The organism is Pseudomonas sp. GW822-FHT06D10, from assembly GCF_058799535.1.
The window spans coordinates 415445-436881 of record NZ_JBXALN010000006.1 but is presented as its reverse complement, the minus strand read 5'-3'; the positions used below and the strand labels follow the sequence as shown (position 1 = coordinate 436881).

At 63.3% G+C, this 21437-nt stretch carries 21 protein-coding genes; 5 read left to right on the top strand and 16 right to left on the bottom strand.

The window, feature by feature from the left end; translation table 11 throughout:
- Positions 1–36: 36 nt before the first annotated feature.
- Positions 37–1242, bottom strand: coding sequence for an MFS transporter (locus AC1RL5_RS22695; RefSeq protein WP_072450677.1), 1206 nt, complete (start codon positions 1240–1242; stop codon positions 37–39).
- Between the two features lie 92 nt (positions 1243–1334).
- Between AC1RL5_RS22695 and AC1RL5_RS22690 the strand changes: the two genes are divergently transcribed.
- Both AC1RL5_RS22690 and AC1RL5_RS22685 read left to right on the top strand, forming a co-directional pair.
- Complete coding sequence (locus AC1RL5_RS22690) at positions 1335–1880, top strand: TetR/AcrR family transcriptional regulator (RefSeq protein ID WP_047337532.1); 546 nt, start codon at positions 1335–1337, stop codon at positions 1878–1880.
- Between the two features lie 133 nt (positions 1881–2013).
- Positions 2014–5487 (top strand): hybrid sensor histidine kinase/response regulator, encoded by a 3474-nt coding sequence (locus AC1RL5_RS22685; RefSeq protein WP_093407711.1) that lies wholly within the window; start codon positions 2014–2016, stop codon positions 5485–5487.
- Between the two features lie 15 nt (positions 5488–5502).
- Here the strand turns inward: AC1RL5_RS22685 and AC1RL5_RS22680 are convergent, their stop codons facing one another.
- Together AC1RL5_RS22680 and AC1RL5_RS22675 are read right to left on the bottom strand one after the other, a co-directional pair.
- Positions 5503–6870 carry a DNA recombination protein RmuC gene (locus tag AC1RL5_RS22680; protein ID WP_162865008.1) on the bottom strand — a complete coding sequence of 456 codons (1368 nt, stop codon included), beginning with the start codon at positions 6868–6870 and terminating at the stop codon, positions 5503–5505.
- A 175-nt stretch (positions 6871–7045) separates the two neighbouring features.
- Positions 7046–7369: an SEL1-like repeat protein gene (locus tag AC1RL5_RS22675; protein ID WP_011062679.1), complete on the bottom strand. Its 324-nt coding sequence runs from the start codon at positions 7367–7369 to the stop codon at positions 7046–7048.
- 876 nt (positions 7370–8245) lie between these two features.
- Here AC1RL5_RS22675 and AC1RL5_RS22670 point away from each other — a divergent pair.
- The 3 genes from AC1RL5_RS22670 to AC1RL5_RS22660 all read left to right on the top strand — a co-directional run bounded on the left by AC1RL5_RS22670 (position 8246) and on the right by AC1RL5_RS22660 (position 10650).
- The gene (locus tag AC1RL5_RS22670; RefSeq protein ID WP_011062680.1) at positions 8246–8470 is read left to right on the top strand and encodes a hypothetical protein; all 225 of its coding nucleotides are present in this window, start codon (positions 8246–8248) and stop codon (positions 8468–8470) included.
- 272 nt (positions 8471–8742) lie between these two features.
- Entirely contained in the window at positions 8743–9225 is a 483-nt protein-coding gene (locus AC1RL5_RS22665; RefSeq protein WP_072450679.1) for a hypothetical protein, read from the top strand.
- A gap of 144 nt (positions 9226–9369) precedes the next feature.
- Complete coding sequence (locus tag AC1RL5_RS22660; RefSeq protein ID WP_011062682.1) at positions 9370–10650, top strand: OmpP1/FadL family transporter; 1281 nt, start codon at positions 9370–9372, stop codon at positions 10648–10650.
- A 79-nt stretch (positions 10651–10729) separates the two neighbouring features.
- Here AC1RL5_RS22660 and AC1RL5_RS22655 read toward each other — a convergent pair whose 3' ends face one another.
- The 13 genes from AC1RL5_RS22655 to AC1RL5_RS22595 form a co-directional block, all read right to left on the bottom strand.
- Complete coding sequence (locus AC1RL5_RS22655; RefSeq protein ID WP_015636628.1) at positions 10730–11281, bottom strand: glutathione peroxidase; 552 nt, start codon at positions 11279–11281, stop codon at positions 10730–10732.
- Positions 11282–11336: 55 nt separating this feature from the next.
- Positions 11337–11459, bottom strand: coding sequence for a hypothetical protein (locus AC1RL5_RS22650; protein WP_015636629.1), 123 nt, complete (start codon positions 11457–11459; stop codon positions 11337–11339).
- The gene (locus AC1RL5_RS22645) at positions 11456–12658 is read right to left on the bottom strand and encodes an MFS transporter (RefSeq protein ID WP_047337533.1); all 1203 of its coding nucleotides are present in this window, start codon (positions 12656–12658) and stop codon (positions 11456–11458) included. The genes AC1RL5_RS22650 and AC1RL5_RS22645 overlap by 4 nt, the downstream gene beginning before the upstream one ends.
- Positions 12659–12710: 52 nt before the next feature.
- Positions 12711–13115 carry a MarR family winged helix-turn-helix transcriptional regulator gene (locus tag AC1RL5_RS22640; protein WP_015636631.1) on the bottom strand — a complete coding sequence of 135 codons (405 nt, stop codon included), beginning with the start codon at positions 13113–13115 and terminating at the stop codon, positions 12711–12713.
- 70 nt (positions 13116–13185) lie between these two features.
- Complete coding sequence (locus tag AC1RL5_RS22635) at positions 13186–13917, bottom strand: adenosylcobinamide-GDP ribazoletransferase (RefSeq protein WP_093407702.1); 732 nt, start codon at positions 13915–13917, stop codon at positions 13186–13188.
- A 1-nt stretch (position 13918) separates the two neighbouring features.
- Positions 13919–14494: an alpha-ribazole phosphatase family protein gene (gene cobC / locus AC1RL5_RS22630; RefSeq protein WP_072450682.1), complete on the bottom strand. Its 576-nt coding sequence runs from the start codon at positions 14492–14494 to the stop codon at positions 13919–13921.
- Positions 14491–15546, bottom strand: coding sequence for a nicotinate-nucleotide--dimethylbenzimidazole phosphoribosyltransferase (cobT, locus tag AC1RL5_RS22625; RefSeq protein ID WP_103406941.1), 1056 nt, complete (start codon positions 15544–15546; stop codon positions 14491–14493). Before cobT ends, cobC begins: the two co-directional genes overlap by 4 nt.
- On the bottom strand, positions 15543–16064 hold the full coding sequence (gene cobU, locus AC1RL5_RS22620) for a bifunctional adenosylcobinamide kinase/adenosylcobinamide-phosphate guanylyltransferase (RefSeq protein WP_103406940.1): 522 nt from the start codon (positions 16062–16064) through the stop codon (positions 15543–15545). Before cobU ends, cobT begins: the two co-directional genes overlap by 4 nt.
- Before the next feature lie 42 nt (positions 16065–16106).
- Positions 16107–17558, bottom strand: a complete 1452-nt coding sequence (locus AC1RL5_RS22615; protein WP_103406939.1) for a cobyric acid synthase — start codon at positions 17556–17558, stop codon at positions 16107–16109.
- Entirely contained in the window at positions 17555–18547 is a 993-nt protein-coding gene (gene cobD / locus AC1RL5_RS22610) for a threonine-phosphate decarboxylase CobD (RefSeq protein ID WP_011062691.1), read from the bottom strand. Before cobD ends, AC1RL5_RS22615 begins: the two co-directional genes overlap by 4 nt.
- The gene (cbiB, locus tag AC1RL5_RS22605; protein WP_015636637.1) at positions 18540–19448 is read right to left on the bottom strand and encodes an adenosylcobinamide-phosphate synthase CbiB; all 909 of its coding nucleotides are present in this window, start codon (positions 19446–19448) and stop codon (positions 18540–18542) included. The genes cobD and cbiB overlap by 8 nt, the downstream gene beginning before the upstream one ends.
- On the bottom strand, positions 19445–20095 hold the full coding sequence (gene bluB, locus AC1RL5_RS22600; protein WP_072450686.1) for a 5,6-dimethylbenzimidazole synthase: 651 nt from the start codon (positions 20093–20095) through the stop codon (positions 19445–19447). The genes cbiB and bluB overlap by 4 nt, the downstream gene beginning before the upstream one ends.
- The gene (locus AC1RL5_RS22595) at positions 20088–21428 is read right to left on the bottom strand and encodes a cobyrinic acid a,c-diamide synthase CobB (RefSeq protein ID WP_072450687.1); all 1341 of its coding nucleotides are present in this window, start codon (positions 21426–21428) and stop codon (positions 20088–20090) included. The genes bluB and AC1RL5_RS22595 overlap by 8 nt, the downstream gene beginning before the upstream one ends.
- Positions 21429–21437 lie beyond the last annotated feature (9 nt).

Below are 21437 nucleotides of genomic sequence, written 5' to 3'. Positions count from 1 at the left end.
CCCAGGCACAATCCCGAAGCCCTTGAAGCCTCGGGCTCAAAGCCCCGACGCCCCACACGCCGTCACCGGGCGCTGGCGCATCAGGGCCAGCAGTGCCCCGAGGGACAAGAGAACCAGTACCGCACCATAGCCGTCGGTAGTAGCGATCAGGCCGAAGCTGCGGGTCAGGTTGCCAGCCAACAACGCCGGCAGACAGAAGGCCAGATAGCTCAGCACATAAAACGCCGACATCAGGCCCGCACGCTCATGAGGCAGGGCCAGTGGCACCACACTGCGCAGCGCACCGAGAAAACCGGCACCAAAGCCGCTGCCCAGCACCAAGGTGCCAAAGAAGAACAACGGCAGGCTGGCGCTATGCACCGCAGCGAGGATCAGCATCACTCCCGTCGCCAGCATCCCGGCGCCCAGGCGCAGCACCCTGTCTGCAGGACGCTGACGCAGGGAATAGATCATCAGCGCGCCGCTGAGTGTCAGCACCGCCACCAGGCCACCGCCGATCAGGTTCGAGGTGGAGCCGGTCGCCGCACGGACCAGCGAAGGCGCCAGCGACAGATAGAAGCCGCCCACCGCCCACACCGCCACGTCCACCGGCAAGGCCAGCCATAACGCGCGCCGCGCTTGCACCGGCACATGCAGCGTGGGTTTCAGCGACGCCCAGGCACCGGGTTGCGGGCTGACACTTTCCGGCAAGCGCCAGACATACCCGGCCTGGAGCACGAACACCCCGAGCAGCAGCCAGTAGCTCAATTGCAGCGGCCAGGGCGCAAACTCCACCAACAGGCTGGCCCCCATGGCACCACAGGCCATGCCCAATAGCGGCGCAACGCTATTGACCAACGGCCCCTGCTGGCGATCGGTATCCAGCAGGGCCGCCCCCAGCACACTGGTGGCCATGCCGGTGGCAAAGCCTTGCATCACCCGCGCAGCAATCAGCCACTGCACTCCGCTTTCATTGATGAACAGCAACATCGCCAGGATATTGAGCAGTAAGGCGACAAAAATCACCGGTCGCCGCCCCAGGTGATCCGACAGCGACCCTACGGTCAGCAGAGCCGCCAGCAGGCTTATCGCGTAGACCCCGAATATCAAGGTCAGCACCGCCGGGGAAAAGTGCAGGTTTTCCTGATACAGGTGGTACAGCGGGGTCGGTACGCTGGAGGCAGCCAGAAAACTCAACAGGGTAATGGCCAGAAACACCAGACTGCGACGGTTGGACACGCAAGTGTCGATAGCACCGGACATAAGCTCGCTCCACTAAAGCTAATATTTTGCTTTTGCGCAGTGTGCTACCCGCCAATGCTTAAAGCAAATTCTTTGTGTTAAGGTGCCGCCCCATGGCTATCAAAGAAGGTTTGCGCCCCGGCGGCCGTAGCGCCCGGGTCCAGGAATCCATTCACACCGCGGTCCGCGAGCTCCTTGAAGAGCAGGATCGCTCGTCCCTCACCGTGCCGCAGATCGCCGCCCGAGCAGGCGTCACTCCGTCGACCATCTACCGGCGCTGGGGCGACCTGTCGGCCCTGCTGGCCGATGTCGCCCTGGAACGAATGCGCCCGGACAGCGAACCGGCCAATACCGGCAGCCTGCGCGGCGACCTGCGGGCCTGGGCCGAACAGTATCTGGACGAAATGAGCTCGGAGCCCGGGCGCAACATGATGCGCGATGTGCAATGCAGCGCGACCCCGGGCTATTGCGTGACCATCCTCAGCGGGCAGTTGCAGTGCATCCTCGAGCGCTATCAGGGCCACACGGAAAACCTGCCGGACATCGACCGCCTGCTGAACCTGCTGGTAGCACCCACAGTGTTTCGCATCCTGTTCTCCGCCACGCCACTGCCGGTTCAGGAACTCCATGAACTGATCGAGATCGCTCTGCAGCCGTAGCCCTTCCCCGCCTCGGCTCAGCCCTGCGACATCAGGCCGCGCTGATACCTTGGTCGACACTGACGCCAATCCAACATCGTGCCAGACTGTCTGGCCGGGCTGAGGTGCCCGGTGTCTTTGTTCCGGAGTTTCCATGTCGTTGTCCAGCGGGCTGATCGCCGCCGTTGCCCTGGCCTATATGGCCATCATGTTCGCCATCGCCTTCTACGGTGACCGCCGCAGCGCGCCACTTCCGCCGCGGGTGCGGGCCTGGGTATACAGCCTGTCGCTGGCGGTCTACTGCACCAGCTGGACCTTCTTTGGCGCGGTGGGCCAGGCGGCCGAGCAGCTCTGGGCCTTCCTGCCGATCTACCTCGGCCCCATCCTGCTGCTGGTGTTCGCCCCCTGGGTGCTGCAGAAGATGGTGATGATCAGCAAGCAGGAGAACATCACCTCGATCGCCGACTTCATTGCTGCCCGCTATGGCAAATCCCAGTCGCTGGCGGTGGTGGTGGCACTGATCTGCCTGGTGGGGGTACTGCCCTACATCGCCCTGCAGCTCAAGGGCATCGTGCTTGGGGTCAACCTGCTGATCGGTGCTGGTGCAGACGCCATGGGCACCCGCGCCCAGGACACGGCGCTGATCGTGTCGCTGATCCTGGCCCTGTTCACCATCGTCTTCGGGACCCGCAACCTCGATGCCACCGAGCACCACCGCGGCATGGTGCTGGCGATTGCCTTCGAATCCCTGGTCAAGCTGTTTGCCTTTCTCGCCGTCGGCGCCTTCGTCACCTTCGGCCTCTATGACGGCTTCGACGACCTGTTCAACCAGGCCATGCTGGCTCCGCGACTGGAGCAGTACTGGAAGGAAACCATCAACTGGCCGTCGATGGTGGTGCAGACCGGAGTGGCGATGATGGCGATCATCTGCCTGCCGCGGCAGTTCCACGTCACCGTGGTGGAAAACATCGAACCCCAGGATCTGCGCCTGGCCAAATGGGTGTTCCCGGCGTACCTGGCCCTCGCCGCGCTGTTCGTGGTGCCCATCGCCCTCGCCGGGCAGATGCTCCTGCCCAGCAGCGTATTGCCGGACTCCTTCGTCATCAGCCTGCCCCTGGCCCAGGCCCACCCCGCCCTGGCTCTGCTGGCATTCATCGGCGGCGCCTCGGCGGCCACCGGCATGGTGATCGTCGCCAGCGTGGCGCTGTCCACCATGGTCTCCAACGACATGCTGCTGCCCTGGCTGTTGCGCCACAAGAATGCCGAGCGGCCGTTCGAAGTCTTCCGCCACTGGATGCTCTCGGTGCGCCGGGTGAGCATCGTGGTCATCCTGTTGCTGGCCTACGTCAGCTATCGCCTGCTGGGCTCCACCGCCAGCCTGGCCACCATCGGCCAGATCGCCTTCGCCGCCGTGACCCAGCTGGCACCGGCCATGCTCGGGGCGCTGTACTGGAAACAGGCCAACCGCCGCGGTGTATTCGCCGGCCTGGCTGCCGGTACCTTCATCTGGTTCTACACCCTGATCCTGCCCATCGCCGCCCACAGCCTGGGCTGGTCCCTGAGCAGTTTCCCTGGCCTGGCCTGGCTGCACGGCAATCCGCTGAACCTGCCGATCACCCCGCTGACCCAAGGCGTAGTGCTGTCCCTGGCGGGCAACTTCACCCTGTTCGCCTGGGTCTCGGTGCTCTCGCGCACCCGAGTCTCCGAGCACTGGCAGGCCGGACGCTTCATCGGCCAGGAAATCAGCGGCCGCCTCAGCTCCCGCTCGATGCTGGCGGTACAGATCGACGACCTGCTGAAACTGGCCGCGCGTTTTGTCGGTGAGGAACGTGCGCGCCAGAGCTTCATCCGCTTCGCCTATCGTCAGGGCAAAGGCTTCAACCCGAACCAGAATGCCGACGGCGAGTGGATCGCCCATACCGAGCGCCTGCTGGCCGGTGTGCTCGGCGCCTCTTCCACCCGCGCGGTGGTCAAGGCCGCCATTGAAGGCCGGGAGATGCAGCTCGAAGACGTGGTGCGCATCGCCGACGAAGCGTCCGAGGTGCTGCAGTTCAACCGGGCCCTGCTGCAAGGGGCGATTGAAAACATTACCCAAGGCATCAGCGTGGTCGATCAGTCGCTGAAGCTGGTGGCCTGGAACCGCCGCTACCTGGAGCTGTTCAACTACCCCGATGGGCTGATCAGCGTGGGCCGGCCAATTGCCGACATCATTCGTCACAATGCCGAGCGCGGCCTGTGCGGACCTGGCGAGGCAGAAGTCCATGTGGCCCGGCGCCTGCACTGGATGCGCCAGGGTCGGGCTCATACTTCCGAGCGGCTGTTCCCCAATGGCCGGGTCATCGAACTGATCGGCAACCCCATGCCCGGCGGCGGCTTTGTCATGAGCTTCACCGACATCACCCCGTTCCGCGAAGCCGAGCAGGCCCTCACCGAGGCCAATGAAGGGCTGGAACAAAGAGTGGCTGAGCGTACCCACGAACTGTCGCAACTCAACGCAGCACTGACTGAGGCCAAGGGCACGGCGGAAGCGGCCAACCAGTCGAAGACGCGTTTTCTGGCCGCGGTCAGCCACGATCTGATGCAACCGCTGAACGCCGCGCGCCTGTTCTCCGCGGCCCTGTCCCACCAGGACGACGGCCTGTCCGCCGAAGCCCAGCAACTGGTGCAGCATCTGGACAGTTCGTTGCGCTCCGCCGAGGACCTGATCAGCGACCTGCTGGACATCTCGCGCCTGGAAAACGGCAAGATCACCCCTGATCGCAAGCCCTTTGCCCTCAACGAACTGTTCGACACCCTGGGAGCCGAATTCAAGGCCCTGGCCCAGGAACAGGGCTTGCAGTTCCGGGTGCGCGGCAGCCATCTGCGCATCGACAGCGACAGCAAGCTGCTACGTCGGGTGCTGCAGAACTTTCTGACCAATGCCTTCCGTTACGCCAAGGGCCCCGTTTTGCTGGGAGTGCGCCGCCGTGGTGAAACGTTGAGCCTGGAAGTCTGGGACCGGGGGCCGGGTATTCCCCAGGACAAGCAGCAGGTGATCTTCGAAGAATTCAAGCGCCTGGACAGCCACCAGACCCGCGCCGAGAAAGGCCTGGGCCTGGGCCTGGCGATTGCCGATGGCCTGTGCCGGGTGCTCGGCCATCCGTTGCAGGTACGTTCCTGGCCCGGCAAAGGCAGCGTATTCAGCGTCAGCGTGCCCCTGGCCCGCAGCAGCGTGGTGGCTCCAGGCAAGGCAGCCGAGCTCAACGGCCAGCCCCTCAATGGCGGGCAAGTGCTCTGCGTCGATAATGAAGACAGCATTCTGATCGGCATGAACAGCCTGCTCACCCGCTGGGGCTGCCAGGTCTGGACCGCCCGCAACCGCGAGGAATGCGCGGCGCTGCTCAAAGAAGGCATCCGCCCGCAACTGGCCCTGGTGGACTACCACCTGGATAACGGCGAGACCGGGACCGAGGTCATGGCCTGGCTGCGCACGCAACTGGGCGAGCCGGTACCGGGGGTCGTGATCAGTGCCGATGGGCGCCCTGAAATGGTCGCCCAGGTCCATGCAGCGGGCCTGGACTATCTGGCCAAGCCGGTGAAGCCGGCGGCCTTGCGCGCCCTGCTGAGCCGGCACCTGCCCCTGGGCTGACGGGCCTTTGGCGGATTACTCCGGCAATTCCAGCTCGCGTCCTTCGGCGTCGGTCATGGCCCGCTCCAGCAAGTCCGCCGGCAAGCTCTTGCTGGCCCGGGCGCCGAGCAGCTTGAGCTGCTCGCTACGGCTGACCAGGTTGCCACGCCCTTCAGTCAGCTTGTTACGCGCAGCGGCGTAGGCCTTGTCCAGTTGTTGCAGGCGATTGCCCACTTCATCCAGGTCCTGGATAAACAGCACGAACTTGTCGTACAGCCAGCCGGCGCGCTCAGCGATCTCCCGGGCATTCTGGCTCTGGCGTTCCTGCTTCCACAGGCTGTCGATCACCCGCAAGGTGGCCAGCAACGTGGTTGGGCTGACGATCACGATATGCCGGTCAAAGGCTTCCTGGAACAGATTCGGCTCGGCCTGCAGAGCCGCGGAAAACGCTGCCTCGATGGGCACGAACAGCAGCACGAAATCGAGGCTGTGCAAGCCTTCAAGGCGCTTGTAATCCTTGCCGGCCAGACCTTTGACATGATTGCGCAAGGACAGCACGTGCTGTTTCAGAGCCGCCTGGGCGACCTGCGGATCGTCGCTACCGACGTATTGCTGGTAAGCCGTGAGGCTGACCTTGGAATCCACTACCACCTGCTTGTCACCCGGCAACATGATCAGCACGTCAGGCTGGAAGCGCTCGCCATCCGGGCCCTTGAGGCTGACCTGAGTCTGATACTCGCGGCCCTTTTCCAGGCCGGCGTGCTCCAGCACTCGCTCCAGAATCAGCTCGCCCCAGTTGCCCTGAGTCTTCTGGCCCTTGAGGGCACGGGTCAGGTTGGTGGCCTCATCGCTCAGGCGCAGGTTCAGCTGTTGCAGGCGCTCCAGCTCCTTGGCCAGGGAGAAGCGCTCCCGGGCTTCGGCCTGATAGCTTTCCTCGACCCGCTTCTCGAAGGACTGGATGCGCTCCTTGAGCGGGTCCAGCAACTGCCCAAGGCGCTGCTGGCTGGTCTCGGCGAAACGCTGTTCGCGCTCATCGAAGATCTTGCCCGCCAGCTCGGCGAACTGGGCGCGCAACTCATCCCGCGAGCCTTGCAGATCGGTCAGGCGCTGCTGGTGGCTGTCCTGCTGCTCACGAAGCTCGGCATTCAAGGACGCCGCCAGGGCATCCAGCCGGCGCAATTCGTTTTCTTTGGCGGCCCGTTCCAGGTTCCAGGCGTGGGCGGCATCACGGGCGTTATCGCGCTCGATCTGCAGCAATTCGACCTCGCGGCGCAGGGCTGCCAGGTCCGCCTGCTTCAGAGCATTGGCCTGGCTCAGGTCGCTGACTTCATCGCGGCTGGCATCCAACTGTGCTGCCAACCCCTCCTGGGCCAATTGGGCCGTGGCCAGGCGCTCTTCCAGCAGGCTCAGCTCAGTCTGGCTGGAACTGGCCCGGCGTTGCAGTTGCCAGGCCAGAACCAGTAGCGGCAGCGCCGCTCCCGCCAGGCCAAGCAGCAAGCTGGTCAAGTCCATAGCCATAGCGATTCCTGCTGTAGAAAGAAGAAATGAAGGTTAACCAAGCGTCCGAGTGTTGGACAGCTCAGTCTTCGATCCGGCCCAGCTCCAGTTGCGCACGGCGGTCGCCGGCACGGGCAGCCTGGCGCAACAGGTCATGGCCGATGCGACGATCACGGGCGTTGCCGCATTCGCGGCACATCAGCTGGCCCAGGCGACTCTGCGCCGCGACCACGCCTTCCCGGGCCGGCTGCTTGAGCAGGCGTCCAGCAAAATGCTTGACGTTGGGGTTGTGACCAAGGCGCGGGCTGTCCAACAGCCAGAGAGCAACGCGCAGGGAAAACCGCTTGGGTTCGGTAACACTGGCAGGGGTCGCGGTAACAGAAGGTGATACGGAGCGAAACTTCATAAAGCACTGTGGGGCAGATCGGAAGGCGCGCCACTCTACTCCTTTTTTCGCCCGGGTAAAGCCTAAAAGAGCCAGCACGCCCGTCCTAGAGCAAGCGCTTGGGACAATCCACAGAAGCTGTGGATAACTCAGTGGACAACCCCTCCACAACCCTCCCAAAGCCCCATGAGACGGGCCTTGCAGTCAAACTGACGATTTTTTCACCAGTAAAAAAAAGCGATGTTTATCATTGACTTAAATTCTCGAGACAGGCTAGGGGGCAGGCGTTGGGGAAGGTGACAACGGGGTGACACGCTGCGCAACAAGTGTGCACAACCTTGCGCAGATTAACGCCGGTAACGCACTGTTTTCGTACACGCCACAACAGCAACGGTTACACAGCCGATGCTTGAGACTCTGGCCTCTTCTGAAAGTTTTTTCCTAGCACACTTGCATTATGTCGTTCAACTCAATAGAATTCTCGCCGTTAGTACCAAGCTGAAAGTCAATTCTGGTCGAACAAGTCCCATCGACAGCGTCTCCAACCGAGCACAACGTCGAACACCAAGGACCGACCACCTCGATGGTTTCCAGGTAAAGCTCACCCTATCGCCCTTGATACGAATTCAACGGCAGTGCTCGAGCCATTTACTCTGACCGAACCAACCTGCAAATTGATCAGGATCTCCACCCTGGGCCCCGAACCTTTGCCCTTGCTGTGTTGCCTGCCCTCCTAAGTACCTACCTGCCAGCCCTAGCGCAACCAATCAACGCGCTGCAACTGGCTGCTTTGTTCCAGTCAGGTTCTTCGTTTGACCAATGCTGGTCGACGTTTACTGGAACGTTTTAACGTTGCACGGTTCTTAACCGTGTCATTTGTAGGAACACCTAATAATTATGTCTACTCAAATCCAGACTCAGGATGCCATTCGCACCCTAACCCACGCCTTTGCACCGTTGAACTGCCTGATCATGGCCGCTCGCAAAGGTTGCTTCAGCTTCACCCTGGTCAACGAACATGGGATCGCCCGTCACAGCGAACGCCTGTATCCCGACCAGTATTCCAGCGCCGAACCGCTGCAGGCAGTGATCGAACGTGCGCGCCAGGCACTGGTTGCCTGATACGCCGAACTGCTGAAAACCCTGAAAAGCCTCGCCTGATCGCGGGGCTTTTTATTGCCTGCGATTTGCCCATTTACCCTACAGAGCAAAGTACCAATCGATATAAGGCTTATAACAAGAGGACGGAAATATTTTAAAAACAGTCCTTTACAGCACAGATATGACACTACACTTCAACTCAAGCGGCCTGAACCGCTTCCGGCAAACCTGATCCTTTTTTGCTGCCAAGCGCCCTTCAGGTTTCGCCGGCCATTTCACGCTTCGAGGGCTTTATGGGTATCGCCGCCAGCGAGTTGTGCCGCTATGTGATCCGCCCGACGCTGATGTACCTGGGCAGCCATAGCAAAACCGCTGAAGTCCTGCTGCTGGGCATTGCCGCCAGCCAATCGGCGCTGGGCTCAGCCCTGCACGATCGTCGTGGCCACGGCCTCTACCGCATCACCGAGTTGCGCCATCAAGCCCTCTGGGACCAGTACCTGGCACTGGATCCGGAACGGGCCAGCCTGGTTCGCGGGCTGGCCAGCCAGCATGCGTTCCTCAGCGGGCCGCACCTGGAACTGACCGTCAACCTGCGTTACGCCACCGCCATTGCCTGGTTGCTGGTGGAAGAGCAACACACGCCGCTCCCCGCTGCCGACGACCTGCTCGGCATGGCCCGCATCTGGAGGAAGACCTTTCAACCACAAGGACGTTTAAGAGATTTCGCCTACGCCTGGCAGACCTGCATTGCACCGTTAAACCAGGTCGCCTGCTGACAACGACTTTTGCAAAATCGGAGAAAGAAGCCGATTTTGGTCGGATTGTCCTACAAAACCGCTCTAAATCAACTGTTGCAGCCTATAGCGCCGAGATCGAAATGTTGGTAATTTTCGCCTCGGTGATCACCAGGAGTTCTAATAATGAAAAAAGTAATGCTCAAATCCACCATAAGTCTCGCGGTTGCACTTGCCTCTACCCAACTTTTCGCCAGCGGTTTTGCTCTTAACGAACAAAGCATCAGCGGCATGGGTACCGGCTTCGCGGGTCGTTCCTCTTCTGCCGAAGATGCCAGCACCGTTTACGGTAACCCTGCCGGCATGTCCCTGCTGCAACGTGACCAGGTAACGGTCGGTGTAGCGGCAATCGATGCCAAGACCAACCTGAAAAACGTCAAGGGCGGCCCACCCGGCGGCACCAGCGACGGCGACATGGTTCCGTTCACCAGCGTTCCTATGGGGTTTTTCGTCAAACAACTGGGCAACGGCTGGGCATTGGGTCTGGGCGCCTATGCACCCTTCGGCCTGGTTACCAACTATGAGTCCACTTCTGCCAGCCGTTATTACGGCGACAAGAGCGTAGTCAAGGTCGTCACCCTGCAACCGACCGTCAGCTATGCCTTCAATGACATGGTATCGATCGGCTTCGGCCCGACCATCAACCGCCTGAGCGGTGAACTGACTTCCGCGACCCCGTTTCCAAACCCTGCGCTCTTCGGCCGCAATGATGGCAGCGTGAAGATCAAGGGTGACGATACCGCCATCGGCTACAACGTCGGCATCATCGTCCAGCCTACCGACACTACTCGCCTGGGCCTGACCTACCACTCGAAGGTCAAGTACAAGCTGGAAGGCCACACCAACATCGCCGGCCCGGGCTTCGGTCCGTTCAATGGCGGCCGGTACGACGCCTCGCTGGACATCACCACTCCGGAAGTCGTCGACTTCTCTGTCACCCAGAAACTGGATGACCAGTGGACCGTCTACGCAGGTAGCACCTGGACTCGCTGGAGCCGCCTGAAAGACATCACCGTGAACAACGAAGGTGTTCCTGCCCTGCTTGGCGGTTCCAGAGGCCCGATCGGCACCATCACCGAGCCACAGAACTGGCACGACACCTGGGCCTCGGCTGTTGGTGTTTCCTACAAGGTCAACAAAGAGTGGGTTCTGCGCAGCGGCCTCTCGGTTGACCAGGCGCCAACCAACAACACCGACCGTTCCGTACGTATCCCTACCGGTGACCGTAAGGCCATCAGCTTCGGTGCCGGCTACAGCCCGACTGAAGACCTGACTCTGGACCTGGCGGTTTCCTACCTGAAGGAAGAAGACGTCAACGTCAACAGGACCGGCAAAGGCAATGCCTACAGCGCTACTTACCAGAACAGCGCATGGGGCTACGGCCTAGGCGCCACCTACAAGTTCTAACGAACTCTAGGACGCGCAGTTTCAAACCAATAAAAAACCCGCAGATGCGGGTTTTTTATTGGCTAATGAATAGGCTTTCTCAGGATTTCGACGCCAATGCCTTCTCCACCGCTTCGATGAATTCCGGATTGTCCGGCTTGGTCAGGCTGGAAAAATTGGCAATCACATTGCCCTGGCGATCCACCACGTATTTATAGAAATTCCACTTCGGCGCGCTGCTCTGCTGCGCCAGCACCTTGAACAGGTGCACCGCATCCGCCCCCCGAACCTTCTGCGGCTCGGTCATGGTGAAGGTCACGCCGTAATTGACATAGCAGACCTTGGCAGTCTCCGCGCCATCCTTGGACTCTTGCTTGAAGTCATTGGAGGGCACGCCCACCACTTCCAGCCCTTGATCCTTGTAACGCTGGTACAGCGCCTCGAGGCCTTTGAATTGCGGAGCAAACCCGCAGAAGCTCGCCGTATTGACCACCACCAGCGGCTTGCCGGCAAAGCGCTGGCACAGATCGATGGATTCCTTGGCGTGCAATTTGGGCAAGGAGCCCTGCAACAGGGGCGGACAGTCCGCCGCCCATGCCGAGCCGGCCAAGGTCGCGAGTAAAGCTGGAACCGCAAACCAGCGCATAGCCATGTCCAGAATCCTTGTCAAAGTGTCGGGCTACGACGTTACTCGCCCCCTCGTTCCCCTAGCAAGCGCCCATGCCCAACTGCATCAGCGCCAGCCCGCCCCGGTGCCAGCCCCACCAGGCCAGCAGCAACAATAGAATGCCGAGGCCCAGGCCGGCACCGCGCAGCAGCCAGCGGTTCATGCCGCGCTGGCCTGCAAACGCGCCACCGGCCGCTCGCGCACCGGCCAGTTCAGTGCTGCAGCCAACAGACTAAGGAGAATCGCCACCTGCCAGATCAAGTCGTAGCTCCCGGTACGGTCATACACCACGCCCCCCAGCCAACCACCAAGGAAAGACCCCAATTGGTGGAACAGGAACACAATGCCGCCGAGCATGGACAGGTTGCGCACGCCAAACAAGGTGGCCACGGTGCCGTTGGTCAAAGGCACGGTGGACAGCCAGAGAAAACCCATGGCCATGCCGAACAAGTAGGCGCTGGTCTGAGTCACCGGCAACCACAGGAACAGCCCGATCACCACCGCCCGTAGCAGATACAGGCCCGTCAGCAGGCGCGGCTTGGACATCCGCCCACCCAGCCAGCCGGCGGTATAGGTACCAAAGATATTGAACAGGCCAATCAGGGCCAGCACCGTGGTGCCCACGGTCGCCGGCAAGTGCTGGTCCACCAGATACGCCGGCAGGTGCACGCCGATGAACACCACCTGGAAGCCACAGACGAAAAAGCCGAATGCCAACAGCCAGAACCCTGAATGGGAACAGGCTTCACGCAAGGCCTCCATGAGGCTCTGCTCATGCCCCAGCGCCGGCAGCGGTTTGTCCTTGAGCATGCTCACCAATGGCACGATCAAGGCCACCAGCAAGCCCAGCACCAGCAGCGCCGTAGACCAGCCCAGCCAGCCGATCAGCCCCAGGGTTCCGGGGAGCATGGCAAATTGACCGAAGGAACCTGCCGCACTGGCAATCCCCATGCCCATGCTGCGTTTTTCCGGCGGCAAGGCGCGGCCGACAACACCGAGAATTACCGAGAAGGACGTACCCGACAGACCTATGCCGATCAGCAGCCCGGCACTCAGGGACAGGGTCAGGGCCGAATCCGACAGCCCCATGAACACCAGCCCGACCGCGTACAGCACGCCACCCACCAGCACCACTTTCGCCGCACCAAAACGATCGGCCAAGGCTCCGGTAAAAGGCTGGGCCAGCCCCCAGATCAGGTTCTGCAGGGCAATGGCGAAGGCGAAGACTTCGCGCCCCCAGCCAAACTGCGCGCTCATGGGCGGCAGGAACAGGCCGAAGCCATGCCTTATCCCCAGCGACAAGGCCAGGATCAATGCGCTGCCGAGAAGCACCCAGCCACTAGTACGCCACATCGATGACATTTTTATTCTCCAGTTACGGGTATGTACCCGCTTATAGTCGAACGAAAGGCGCTCAAGACAGTTCGTTCAGCAAGGCCAACAAGGTTTCACGCTTTTCCACCCCCAGGCGATCGATCAACCGCTGCTGAGCCGCTTCCCACGCAGGCAAGGCCGCCACCAGCCGCTCATGCCCGGCCTCGGTCAACAGCACCAGCCGGTTTCGCTGATCGTCGCCTTCCTGCAGGCGCACCAGCCCTGCAGCTTCCAGGACCCGCACATTGCGCCCGAGCGTGCTGCGATCCAGCCCCATGGCTTCCGCCAGGCTGGAAATGCTTGGCTGATCAAGGCGCAGCAGGTTGTTCAGCAGAGAATACTGGGCAACGTTGATCCCGAAGCCATCAAGGGCGCCGTCGTAGTACCTGCTGACGCCACGGGCGGCGCGACGCAGGTTGGTGCACAAACACTGAGAGGGAAGCATGATGCGTGTATATACCCGTGATTATTCCAAGGCAAGATTTTTCATGAAAATCGTCAATCCCGTGCTCCACTCAAAACAGCGCCACCCCGAGCAATACGGCAGTTTCCAACAGTTCAAGCACAGCCCCGGCAGTGTCTCCAGTGGTACCACCCAGGCGCCGCATCATCACTTGCCGCAGCCAGAAGAACAGCACAGTGGCCAGCAGCACTGCCCATAACCCGCTGTAGCCCCCCAGCAGCAAACAGGCCAGTACGCTCAGGCCCAGCACTTGCCGCCCGGCCAAACGTGGCAGGTGGTCAGCCAGCGCCTGCCCCAGCCCACCGGCACGCACATAAGGCGTGCAGAGAAACAGGCCCAGCAATGCCCCGCGGCCGATCAGCGGCGCCAGCAACAAGGCAAAGCCCTGCTGCTGTTCGATCAGCGCCACCAGGGCGGTGAACTTGAGCAGCAGCACCAGCACCAGGGTCACCACGGCGATCGGACCACTACGGGGGTCCTTCATGATGCTCAGAGTCCGCTCTCGATCGCCAAAGCCCCCCAGCCAGGCATCGGCACTGTCCGCCAGGCCATCCAGGTGCAGACCACCGCTGAGCAGGACCCAGGCGGTCAACAGCAAGGCCGCATGCAGCAACAGGGGAACACCACCCAGCATGGCATTCAGCCCCCACAACAGCACGCCGAACAGCAGCCCCACCAACGGATAGAACAACAGCGAGCGGCCCAGCTCTTCAGGCCGAGGCATGCCCGGCAGGCGGACCGGCAGGCTGCTGAGAAACTGCAAGGCAATCCAGAACGGCAACATCTCAGCCCTCCTCGCTCATCCGGCCTTCGCTGGCGACCTGCAGGCGAAACAGCGCGCCATGACCCACTTCAACGTTCAACAACTGCTGGCGCGGCAGCCCTCGAGCCCGGGCCAGCAGCAAGCGCATGACCCCGCCATGGCTGACCAGCAGCACACGCTGCCCGGCGCAGGCCTGGTACAAGCGCTCTATCGCCCCCAGCACCCGCAGGGAGAACAGCTCTACCGGCTCGCCCCCAGGCGGGGTGAATGCATAGGGATCGGCCCAGAAACGCCCCAGGTCATCGGCGTCGGTTTCCATCAGCGCCGCCGCGCTCTGCCCTTCCCAGGCGCCAAAGTGCAGCTCCTGAAGGTCGGGCTCAAGGCTCAGCGGCAACTGCAACTGCCCCGCCAGCTCTTGGGCGAAACGCGCACAGCGCTGCAATGGCGAACTCAGTACCCGGTCCCAGGGCCCCCGCCCCTGGACGGCTTCGCGCATCTGTTGCCAGCCCGTTGCAGTCAACGCATCGTCCAGGCTGCCGCGCAGGCCACCACCCAGTTCGGTTTCACCGTGGCGCAACAGGTCCAGGTACAAGGTCATGCCGGACGATCCGCAACCGCTGCTTCGGCGAAAGTCGCCATCTGCCCGTGCAGGTCACAGGCCAGCCGCAGCAACGGCACTGCCAGGGCGGCGCCGCTGCCTTCACCCAGGCGCAGGCCCAGGTCCAGCAAGGGTTCGGCTTGCAGGGTCTGCAGCACATGCCGGTGCCCGGGCTCGGCGCCCTGGTGGGCGAACAGCAACCAGGGCGCGCAGGCCGGATTCAGACGCACCGCCACCAACGCGGCGACGCTGCAGATGAAACCGTCCACCAGCACCGCAATGCCCTCCTGGGCACACGCCAGGTAAGCCCCCGCCAGCGCCGCCACTTCAAAGCCACCCAGGTTGAACAGGGTCTGCAAGGCATCGCCGCGAGAGGCATCGTGCAGCGCCAGGGCACGCTCGATAACCTGCGCCTTGTGATTGACCCCCTCGGCATTCAGGCCGGTGCCCGGCCCGGCCAGTTGTGCCACTGGAATACCCAGCAGGGCACAGGCAATGGCACTGGCCGCGGTGGTATTGCCGATGCCCATTTCACCGCCGATAAACAGCTGGGCGCCGTCGGCATGAGCCCGCAGCGCGCTGTCGCGGCCGGCTTGTAGGGCCTGCTCGCCCTGTGCACGGGTCATCGCCGGCCCCTGGACAAAATTCTGCGTGCCGGGCCCCAGGTTCAGGTGGCGCACCCCCGGCAGGTTCAAGCCTGGCGTCACTGTTCCCAGATCCACCACCTCCAGTTGCGCCTGCAGTTGCCGGGCCAGCACGCTGATGGCCGCTCCGCCGCTGACGAAGTTCAACAACATCTGCCCGGTGACTTCCTGCGGGTAGGCGGAAACGCCCTCGGCCACCACCCCATGGTCACCGGCGAAGATGGCGATCCATAGCCGCTCGATGCCGGGCTTGAACCGTCCTTGCAGGCCCGCCAGGCGTACCGCCAGTGGCTCCAGGCGCCCGAGAGAGCCGGCCGGCTTGGTCAGTTGCTGCTGACGCGCCAAGGCCTGCTCGACCATCTGGGTGTCGATTGCCTTGCACGGTTCCAGCCACCAGGAGTTACTCATAACGCAGTTCCTTTCAAAGTCAGGGGCAGGCCGGCGACCGTCAGCACCACTCGCTGACAACGCTCGGCCAGGGCTTGATGCAGCCAACCGGCTTCATCCACATAGCGGCGAGTCAATTCGCCCAGCGGCACGACACCCATTCCGGTTTCGTTGCTGACAAAAATGATCTCCCCCGGCAAGCTCGCCACACACTGCAACAAGGCCTCGCGTTCGGCGGCCAGGCGCTCGGGGTCCTCAAGCATCAGCAGGTTGGTCAGCCACAGGGTCAGGCAGTCCACCAGCAGGCAGCGCCCTTCGCCGGCAGATTCCTGCAGCGCACGAGCCAGCTCCAGCGGCTCCTCGATCAAACCCCAATGGGCCGGACGCCGATCGCGATGATGGGCAATGCGTTGATTCATCTCGCCATCCAGGGGCTGGCTGGTGGCGATGTAGGTCACCGCCAGGGCGCTGTCGCCGGCGAGCTTTTCAGCGAGGCGGCTCTTGCCGGACCGGGCACCGCCGAGGATCAGTTGCAACATGCTTGGGCACCTCTGATAGGGAAGACGGCCTGGGTTGAGCGCTCAAAGGCCACAGAGCCGACGCAGTGCAGCGGTGTCCAGGTGATACTCCACCAGATCCGCCAGACGCTCGATATCGCGTTCACGCAAGGCGTGGTAATCCACCTCCTGCACCGCTTCGAGCCCGGCCCAGCGCAACAGCGCACTGCAGGCCGCAGGGGTTTCGAACAGACCGTGCAGGTAGGTGCCGAGGATCTGCCCGTCGGCGCTGCAGGCGCCATCGCTGCGACCGTCGTCCAGTTGCACGGCGGCAAGCTCCAGGGCCGGCCCGCGAGTGACCCCGGCGTGAATTTCATAACCACTGACAGCGGCATTCTCCAGGCTCAGGCGACCGCTGACGTTACGCAGCTGCTTCTCTTCTTCGAGCACGGTTTCAAATGCCAGCAGGCCCAGGCCGGGGCTGGAGCCCGCAGCGCCTTCGAGCCCGAGCGGGTCATGCACCTGCTCGCCAAGCATTTGCAGGCCTCCACAGATGCCCAGCACTTTGCCGCCGTAGCGCAGGTGGCGGGCAACCGCCCGATCCCAGCCGTTGCTGCGCAGGTAGGCCAGATCGCCCCGTACGCTTTTCGAGCCGGGGAGGATGATCAGATCGGCAGCAGGAATCGCCTGGCCGGGGCCGATGAATTGCAAGTCGACCTGAGGATGCAGGCGCAACGGATCGAAATCCGTGTGATTGCTGATGCGCGGCAGCACCGGCACCACCACCTTGAGCAACTGTTCGACCTTACCCACCTGGCGCTGGTCGATACCGTCCTCGGCTTCCAGGTGCAGGTCCAGGACATAGGGCAGCACGCCGATCACCGGCTTGCCGGTGCGGGCCTCCAGCCAGTCCAGGCCCGGTTGCAGCAACGCCAGGTCGCCACGAAAGCGGTTGATGATGAAGCCCTTTACCCGGGCCTGCTCACTGGGAGACAGCAGTTCCAGGGTGCCCACCAAATGGGCGAAGACTCCACCGCGGTTGATGTCGGCGATCAGCAGCACCGGGCAGTCCACCGCCTCGGCAAAGCCCATGTTGGCAATATCGCCGGCCCGCAGGTTGATCTCCGCCGGCGAGCCGGCGCCTTCCACCATCACCACCTGATAAGCGCTTTTCAGGCGCTCATGGGAAGCCAGTACGGCCTGCATGGCGATGGCCTTGTAGTCGTGATAGGCCACCGCGTTCATGCTGGTCACGGCGCGGCCGTGAATGATTACCTGAGAGCCGGTATCGCTGTTGGGCTTGAGCAGCACCGGGTTCATGTCGGTGTGGGGCGCCAGATTGGCCGCCTGGGCCTGGACGGCCTGGGCCCTACCGATCTCGCCGCCATCGGCAGTCACCGCACTGTTGAGGGCCATGTTCTGGGGCTTGAACGGCACCACGCTGACACCCTGGCGCCGCAGCCAACGGCACAGGGCCGTCACCAGGGTGCTCTTGCCGGCATCCGAGGTGGTGCCTTGAACCATCAGAGTGCTCATGGATATTCCTTGCGATAGGCCTGCAGCGCCTGTTCCAGGCGATCCCAATCGGCCTCCTCGGCGGGCAGGCCGAAGCGCAGGCTGCTGTTATGGGTAAACAGCCGCAGGAGAATGCCGCGGCGCGCCATGAAGTGATAAAGCGATTCGGCCTCGGCACTGATCAGCCACTGAAACAGCGCACAACCGCCCTGGGGCTTGAGACCATGGCGCTCGAGGACTTCAACCAAACGCTCGCTCGCCGCTTCGCTGCGCAACCTTTGCCGGGCGTGCCCCTGGGTATCGCGCAGGCAGGCCTGCCCCACCACCCGGGTCGGCCCGCTGACCGCCCAGGGTCCGACCTGCTCCGCCAGCAGTTTGAGCAGCCGGCGCTCGGCCAGGACAAAACCCAGGCGTACTCCGGCCAGACCAAAGAACTTGCCGAACGAACGCAACACAATCAGCCCCACCTGATGGGCGTGGCGGGCCAGGCTCAGGTGCGGGGTGTTATCCATGAAGGCTTCGTCCACCACCAGCCAGCCGCCACGCTGAGCCAGGCGCGCGTGCCAGTCCAGCAGGCGCTCCGGGGTCAGGCTCAGTCCGGTAGGGTTGTTCGGGTTGACCACCACCAGCACATCGAGGCTGTCGAGGAAGAAATCCACTTCCTGCTCCAGCACTTCGCGTACCCGGTAGCCGCTGCGGCGCCAGGCTTCGGCATGTTCGGCATAACAGGGCGACAGCACACCGACCTTGCCCGCTCGACGCAAGCGCGGCAGCAACTGGATTGCTGCCTGGGAGCCGGCCACCGGCAGCACTTCACTGGCGCCGTAGTATTCGCGGGCCGCCTGTTCCAGTCCGTCATCGGTTTCCGGCAGGCGCGCCCAGGCACGCAGCGCAATGGGCGGCAGGGGAAACGGCCAGGGCGCCAACCCGCTGGACAAGTCCAGCCAGGCATCTTCGGCAATCCCGTATTGCTCGGCCGCCTTGCGCAGTCGTCCGCCGTGCTCAAGCATAGAATTCAGCCCCCAGGCAAAGAATCAGCAGCCACAGCCAGACACCCCGCTGCACCAGCTGCCAGCCACGATCAATGGAACCGGCACTGGCCGGCTCGCCTTCACCCAGTTGCGGGCGCTGATGCAGCTCACCGTGATAAATCGCTGCGCCACCCAGCTCCACTCCCAGGGCGCCCGCCCCGGCCGCCATCACCGGGCCAGCATTCGGGCTGTCCCAGGTCGGGCCCTGGCGGTGCCAGCACTTGAGTGCCAGCCGGGTCTTGCCCAGCAAGGCGTAAGTCAGGGCCACCAGGCGCGCGGGAATGTAATTGAGCAGGTCGTCAATCTTCGCCGCAGCCCAGCCAAAGCGTTCGAAGCGCTCGTTGCGGTAGCCCCACATCGCATCCAGGGTATTGCTCAGACGGTAGAGCACCACCCCGGGCGCGCCGGCCACGGCAAACCAGAACAGCGCGGCGAACACCGCGTCGCTGCCGTTTTCCAGCACCGATTCGGTGGCCGCGCGGGCCACTTCGGTGGCGTCCAGTTCACTGGTCTGGCGACTCACCAGAAACCCCACCCGGCGGCGCGCTTCTTCCAGATCGTCACTGCGCAACGCCTGGGCCACCGGCTCCACATGCTCGCCGAGGCTGCGCAGGCCCAAGGCGCAGTACAACGCCAGGATTTCCACCAGCCAGCCGACGTAGGGCAACCAGGACAGCGCTGTGGCCACCAGGGTCAGGGGCACCACCGCCAGCACCCAGGCGGTGACGCCATGGCTGCGCCAGCCACGGCCGGCGGAGTTGAAACGTTGCTCGATACGATCGGCCACACGGCCGAACGCCACCAGCGGATGCCAGCGCCTGGGTTCGCCCAGCAGCGCATCCAGCGCGACCCCGGCGACACTCAGCAAGGCCACACTCATTGACTCACTCCCCAGTAATTCTCATACAACAACTCACTCAGCGGCCGCGGTTGCGCCCAGCCTTCCAGGGCCAGCATCGGCGCCGGGTAGAATTCGGTGACCGGGCCCAGGCACAGCACGGCCACGGGCTTGGCACCTGCCGGCAGCCCCAGCAGATCGGCCAGGGCCTGAGGATCGAACAAAGACACCCACCCCATTCCCAAGCCTTCGCTGCGGGCCGCCAGCCACAGGTTCTGGATGGCGCAGGACAGGGACGCCAGGTCCATCTCCGGCAGGGTCCGACGGCCGAAGATGTGTCGTTCGCGGTCATCCATCAAGGCGGCCACCAGCACCTCGGCACAATCGTTGATGCCTTCGACCTTGAGCTTCATGAACTCGTCGGAACGCTCACCCAGGGCTTGGGCGGTGCGCACCCGCTCCACCTCCACCAACTGCTGGATGTGCTTGCGCAACAGGCGGTCGCTGATGCGAATAAAACGCCAGGGCTGCATCAACCCGACACTGGGCGCCTGATGCGCTGCTTCCAGCAAGCGCCGCAACACTGCCGGCTCGACACTGCCACCCGCGAAATGACGCATGTCGCGGCGCTCGGCGATGGCCCGGTAGACCCCCTCGCGCTGCGCCTCAGAGAACCCCTGCTCACTCACCCGCCACGCCCTCGGCTAAAACCGGCTCAACAGGCGCGCCCGGCGCAAACAACGCCGCCACCGCCGCCGGATTGGACGGGAAATAGAAGTGCACATAAGAGGCCGTCATCCGTCCCTGGCGATACACCGCTTCCGCGCCGCGCCCGCCGTTGGGGCTGAGCCCACGGGCGATGGGCAGCAGCTCGGTGCTGGTCAGGGAATGGTGATAGGTGTGGCCGCGCAGACTGCCTTCGGGCAAATCCACCGCCTGCAAGGCCAGTGCCGCCAGGCGCTTCTGCATTACCGCATCTCCGGGCAGCAGGCCCAGGAGCTCGGCACGCTGGCCTTCGACATCGGTCAGGGAGTCCAGCAGGTAGAGCATGCCGCCGCACTCGGCGAGCAGCGGCTTGCCGGCCGCGTGATGGGCACGAATGGCCTGCAGCATGCTGCTGTTGCGGGCCAGGGCCTGATGGTGCAATTCGGGATAGCCGCCGGGCAGGTACAGGCTGTCCGCGTCGGGCAGCTGGGTATCGTGGATCGGCGAGAAGAAGCTCAACTGCGCCCCCATGGCTCGCAACAGATCGAGGCTGGCGCCATAGGTGAAGGCAAACGCCTCGTCCCGCGCCACGGCAATCCGCACGCCCTTGAGCAGCGGCGCGCAAGCCACCGGCGTGGGTGCGGCAAAACTCACCGCTGGCGGCAGTTCCACCTGGCAACTGCTGGCCAGGGCCTCGGCGGCGGCATCCAGGCGCAGGTCCAGATCATTCAACTCGCTGGCCTGCACCAGCCCCAGATGGCGGCTGGGCAGCTCGATATCGGTTTCCCGGGACAAGGCGCCATACCAGCGCAAGCCTTCCGTCAGGCTGCCTTCCAGCAACTGCGCATGGCGCAGGGTACCAACCCGGTTGGCCAGCACCCCGGCAAACGGCAGGTCCGGCTGGTAGCGCGCCAGGCCCAAAGCCAGGGCGCCGAAGGTCTGGGCCATGGCGGTGCCATCGATCACCCCCAGCACCGGCACGCCGAAATGCCGCGCCAGATCGGCGCTGGAAGGGGTGCCATCGAACAGGCCCATGACCCCTTCGATCAGAATCAGGTCGGCCTCTCCCGCCGCCTCCCAGAGCAGACGGCGGCTTTCCTGCTCGCCCACCATCCACATGTCCAACTGGTACACCGCGGCACCACTGGCGCGCTCAAGAATCATCGGGTCGAGAAAATCCGGGCCGCACTTGAAGACCCGGACCTTGCGCCCCTGGTTGCGGTGCAAGCGGGCCAGGGCCGCGGTCACCGTGGTCTTGCCCTGGCCGGAAGCCGGTGCGGCGATCAACACTGCCGGGCAATGACGAACATCAGTCATGAATTCACG

Bases quoted from the DNA above. Each gene is read 5' to 3' on its own strand.
- AC1RL5_RS22640 (WP_015636631.1), bottom strand. From the start codon at position 13,115: ATGCTTCCCTCTCAGTGTTTGTGCACCAACCTGCGTCGCGCCGCCCGT.
- AC1RL5_RS22660 (WP_011062682.1), top strand. From the start codon at position 9,370: ATGAAAAAAGTAATGCTCAAATCCACCATAAGTCTCGCGGTTGCACTT.
- AC1RL5_RS22615 (WP_103406939.1), bottom strand. From the start codon at position 17,558: ATGAGCACTCTGATGGTTCAAGGCACCACCTCGGATGCCGGCAAGAGC.
- AC1RL5_RS22655 (WP_015636628.1), bottom strand. From the start codon at position 11,281: ATGGCTATGCGCTGGTTTGCGGTTCCAGCTTTACTCGCGACCTTGGCC.
- cobD (WP_011062691.1), bottom strand. From the start codon at position 18,547: ATGCTTGAGCACGGCGGACGACTGCGCAAGGCGGCCGAGCAATACGGG.
- AC1RL5_RS22695 (WP_072450677.1), bottom strand. From the start codon at position 1,242: ATGTCCGGTGCTATCGACACTTGCGTGTCCAACCGTCGCAGTCTGGTG.
- AC1RL5_RS22685 (WP_093407711.1), top strand. From the start codon at position 2,014: ATGTCGTTGTCCAGCGGGCTGATCGCCGCCGTTGCCCTGGCCTATATG.
- cobC (WP_072450682.1), bottom strand. From the start codon at position 14,494: ATGACCTTGTACCTGGACCTGTTGCGCCACGGTGAAACCGAACTGGGT.
- AC1RL5_RS22665 (WP_072450679.1), top strand. From the start codon at position 8,743: ATGGGTATCGCCGCCAGCGAGTTGTGCCGCTATGTGATCCGCCCGACG.
- cobU (WP_103406940.1), bottom strand. From the start codon at position 16,064: ATGTTGCAACTGATCCTCGGCGGTGCCCGGTCCGGCAAGAGCCGCCTC.
- AC1RL5_RS22650 (WP_015636629.1), bottom strand. From the start codon at position 11,459: ATGAACCGCTGGCTGCTGCGCGGTGCCGGCCTGGGCCTCGGCATTCTA.
- AC1RL5_RS22595 (WP_072450687.1), bottom strand. From the start codon at position 21,428: ATGACTGATGTTCGTCATTGCCCGGCAGTGTTGATCGCCGCACCGGCT.
- AC1RL5_RS22675 (WP_011062679.1), bottom strand. From the start codon at position 7,369: ATGAAGTTTCGCTCCGTATCACCTTCTGTTACCGCGACCCCTGCCAGT.
- AC1RL5_RS22645 (WP_047337533.1), bottom strand. From the start codon at position 12,658: ATGTCATCGATGTGGCGTACTAGTGGCTGGGTGCTTCTCGGCAGCGCA.
- AC1RL5_RS22670 (WP_011062680.1), top strand. From the start codon at position 8,246: ATGTCTACTCAAATCCAGACTCAGGATGCCATTCGCACCCTAACCCAC.
- cbiB (WP_015636637.1), bottom strand. From the start codon at position 19,448: ATGAGTGTGGCCTTGCTGAGTGTCGCCGGGGTCGCGCTGGATGCGCTG.
- cobT (WP_103406941.1), bottom strand. From the start codon at position 15,546: ATGAGTAACTCCTGGTGGCTGGAACCGTGCAAGGCAATCGACACCCAG.
- AC1RL5_RS22635 (WP_093407702.1), bottom strand. From the start codon at position 13,917: ATGTTGCCGTTCTGGATTGCCTTGCAGTTTCTCAGCAGCCTGCCGGTC.
- AC1RL5_RS22690 (WP_047337532.1), top strand. From the start codon at position 1,335: ATGGCTATCAAAGAAGGTTTGCGCCCCGGCGGCCGTAGCGCCCGGGTC.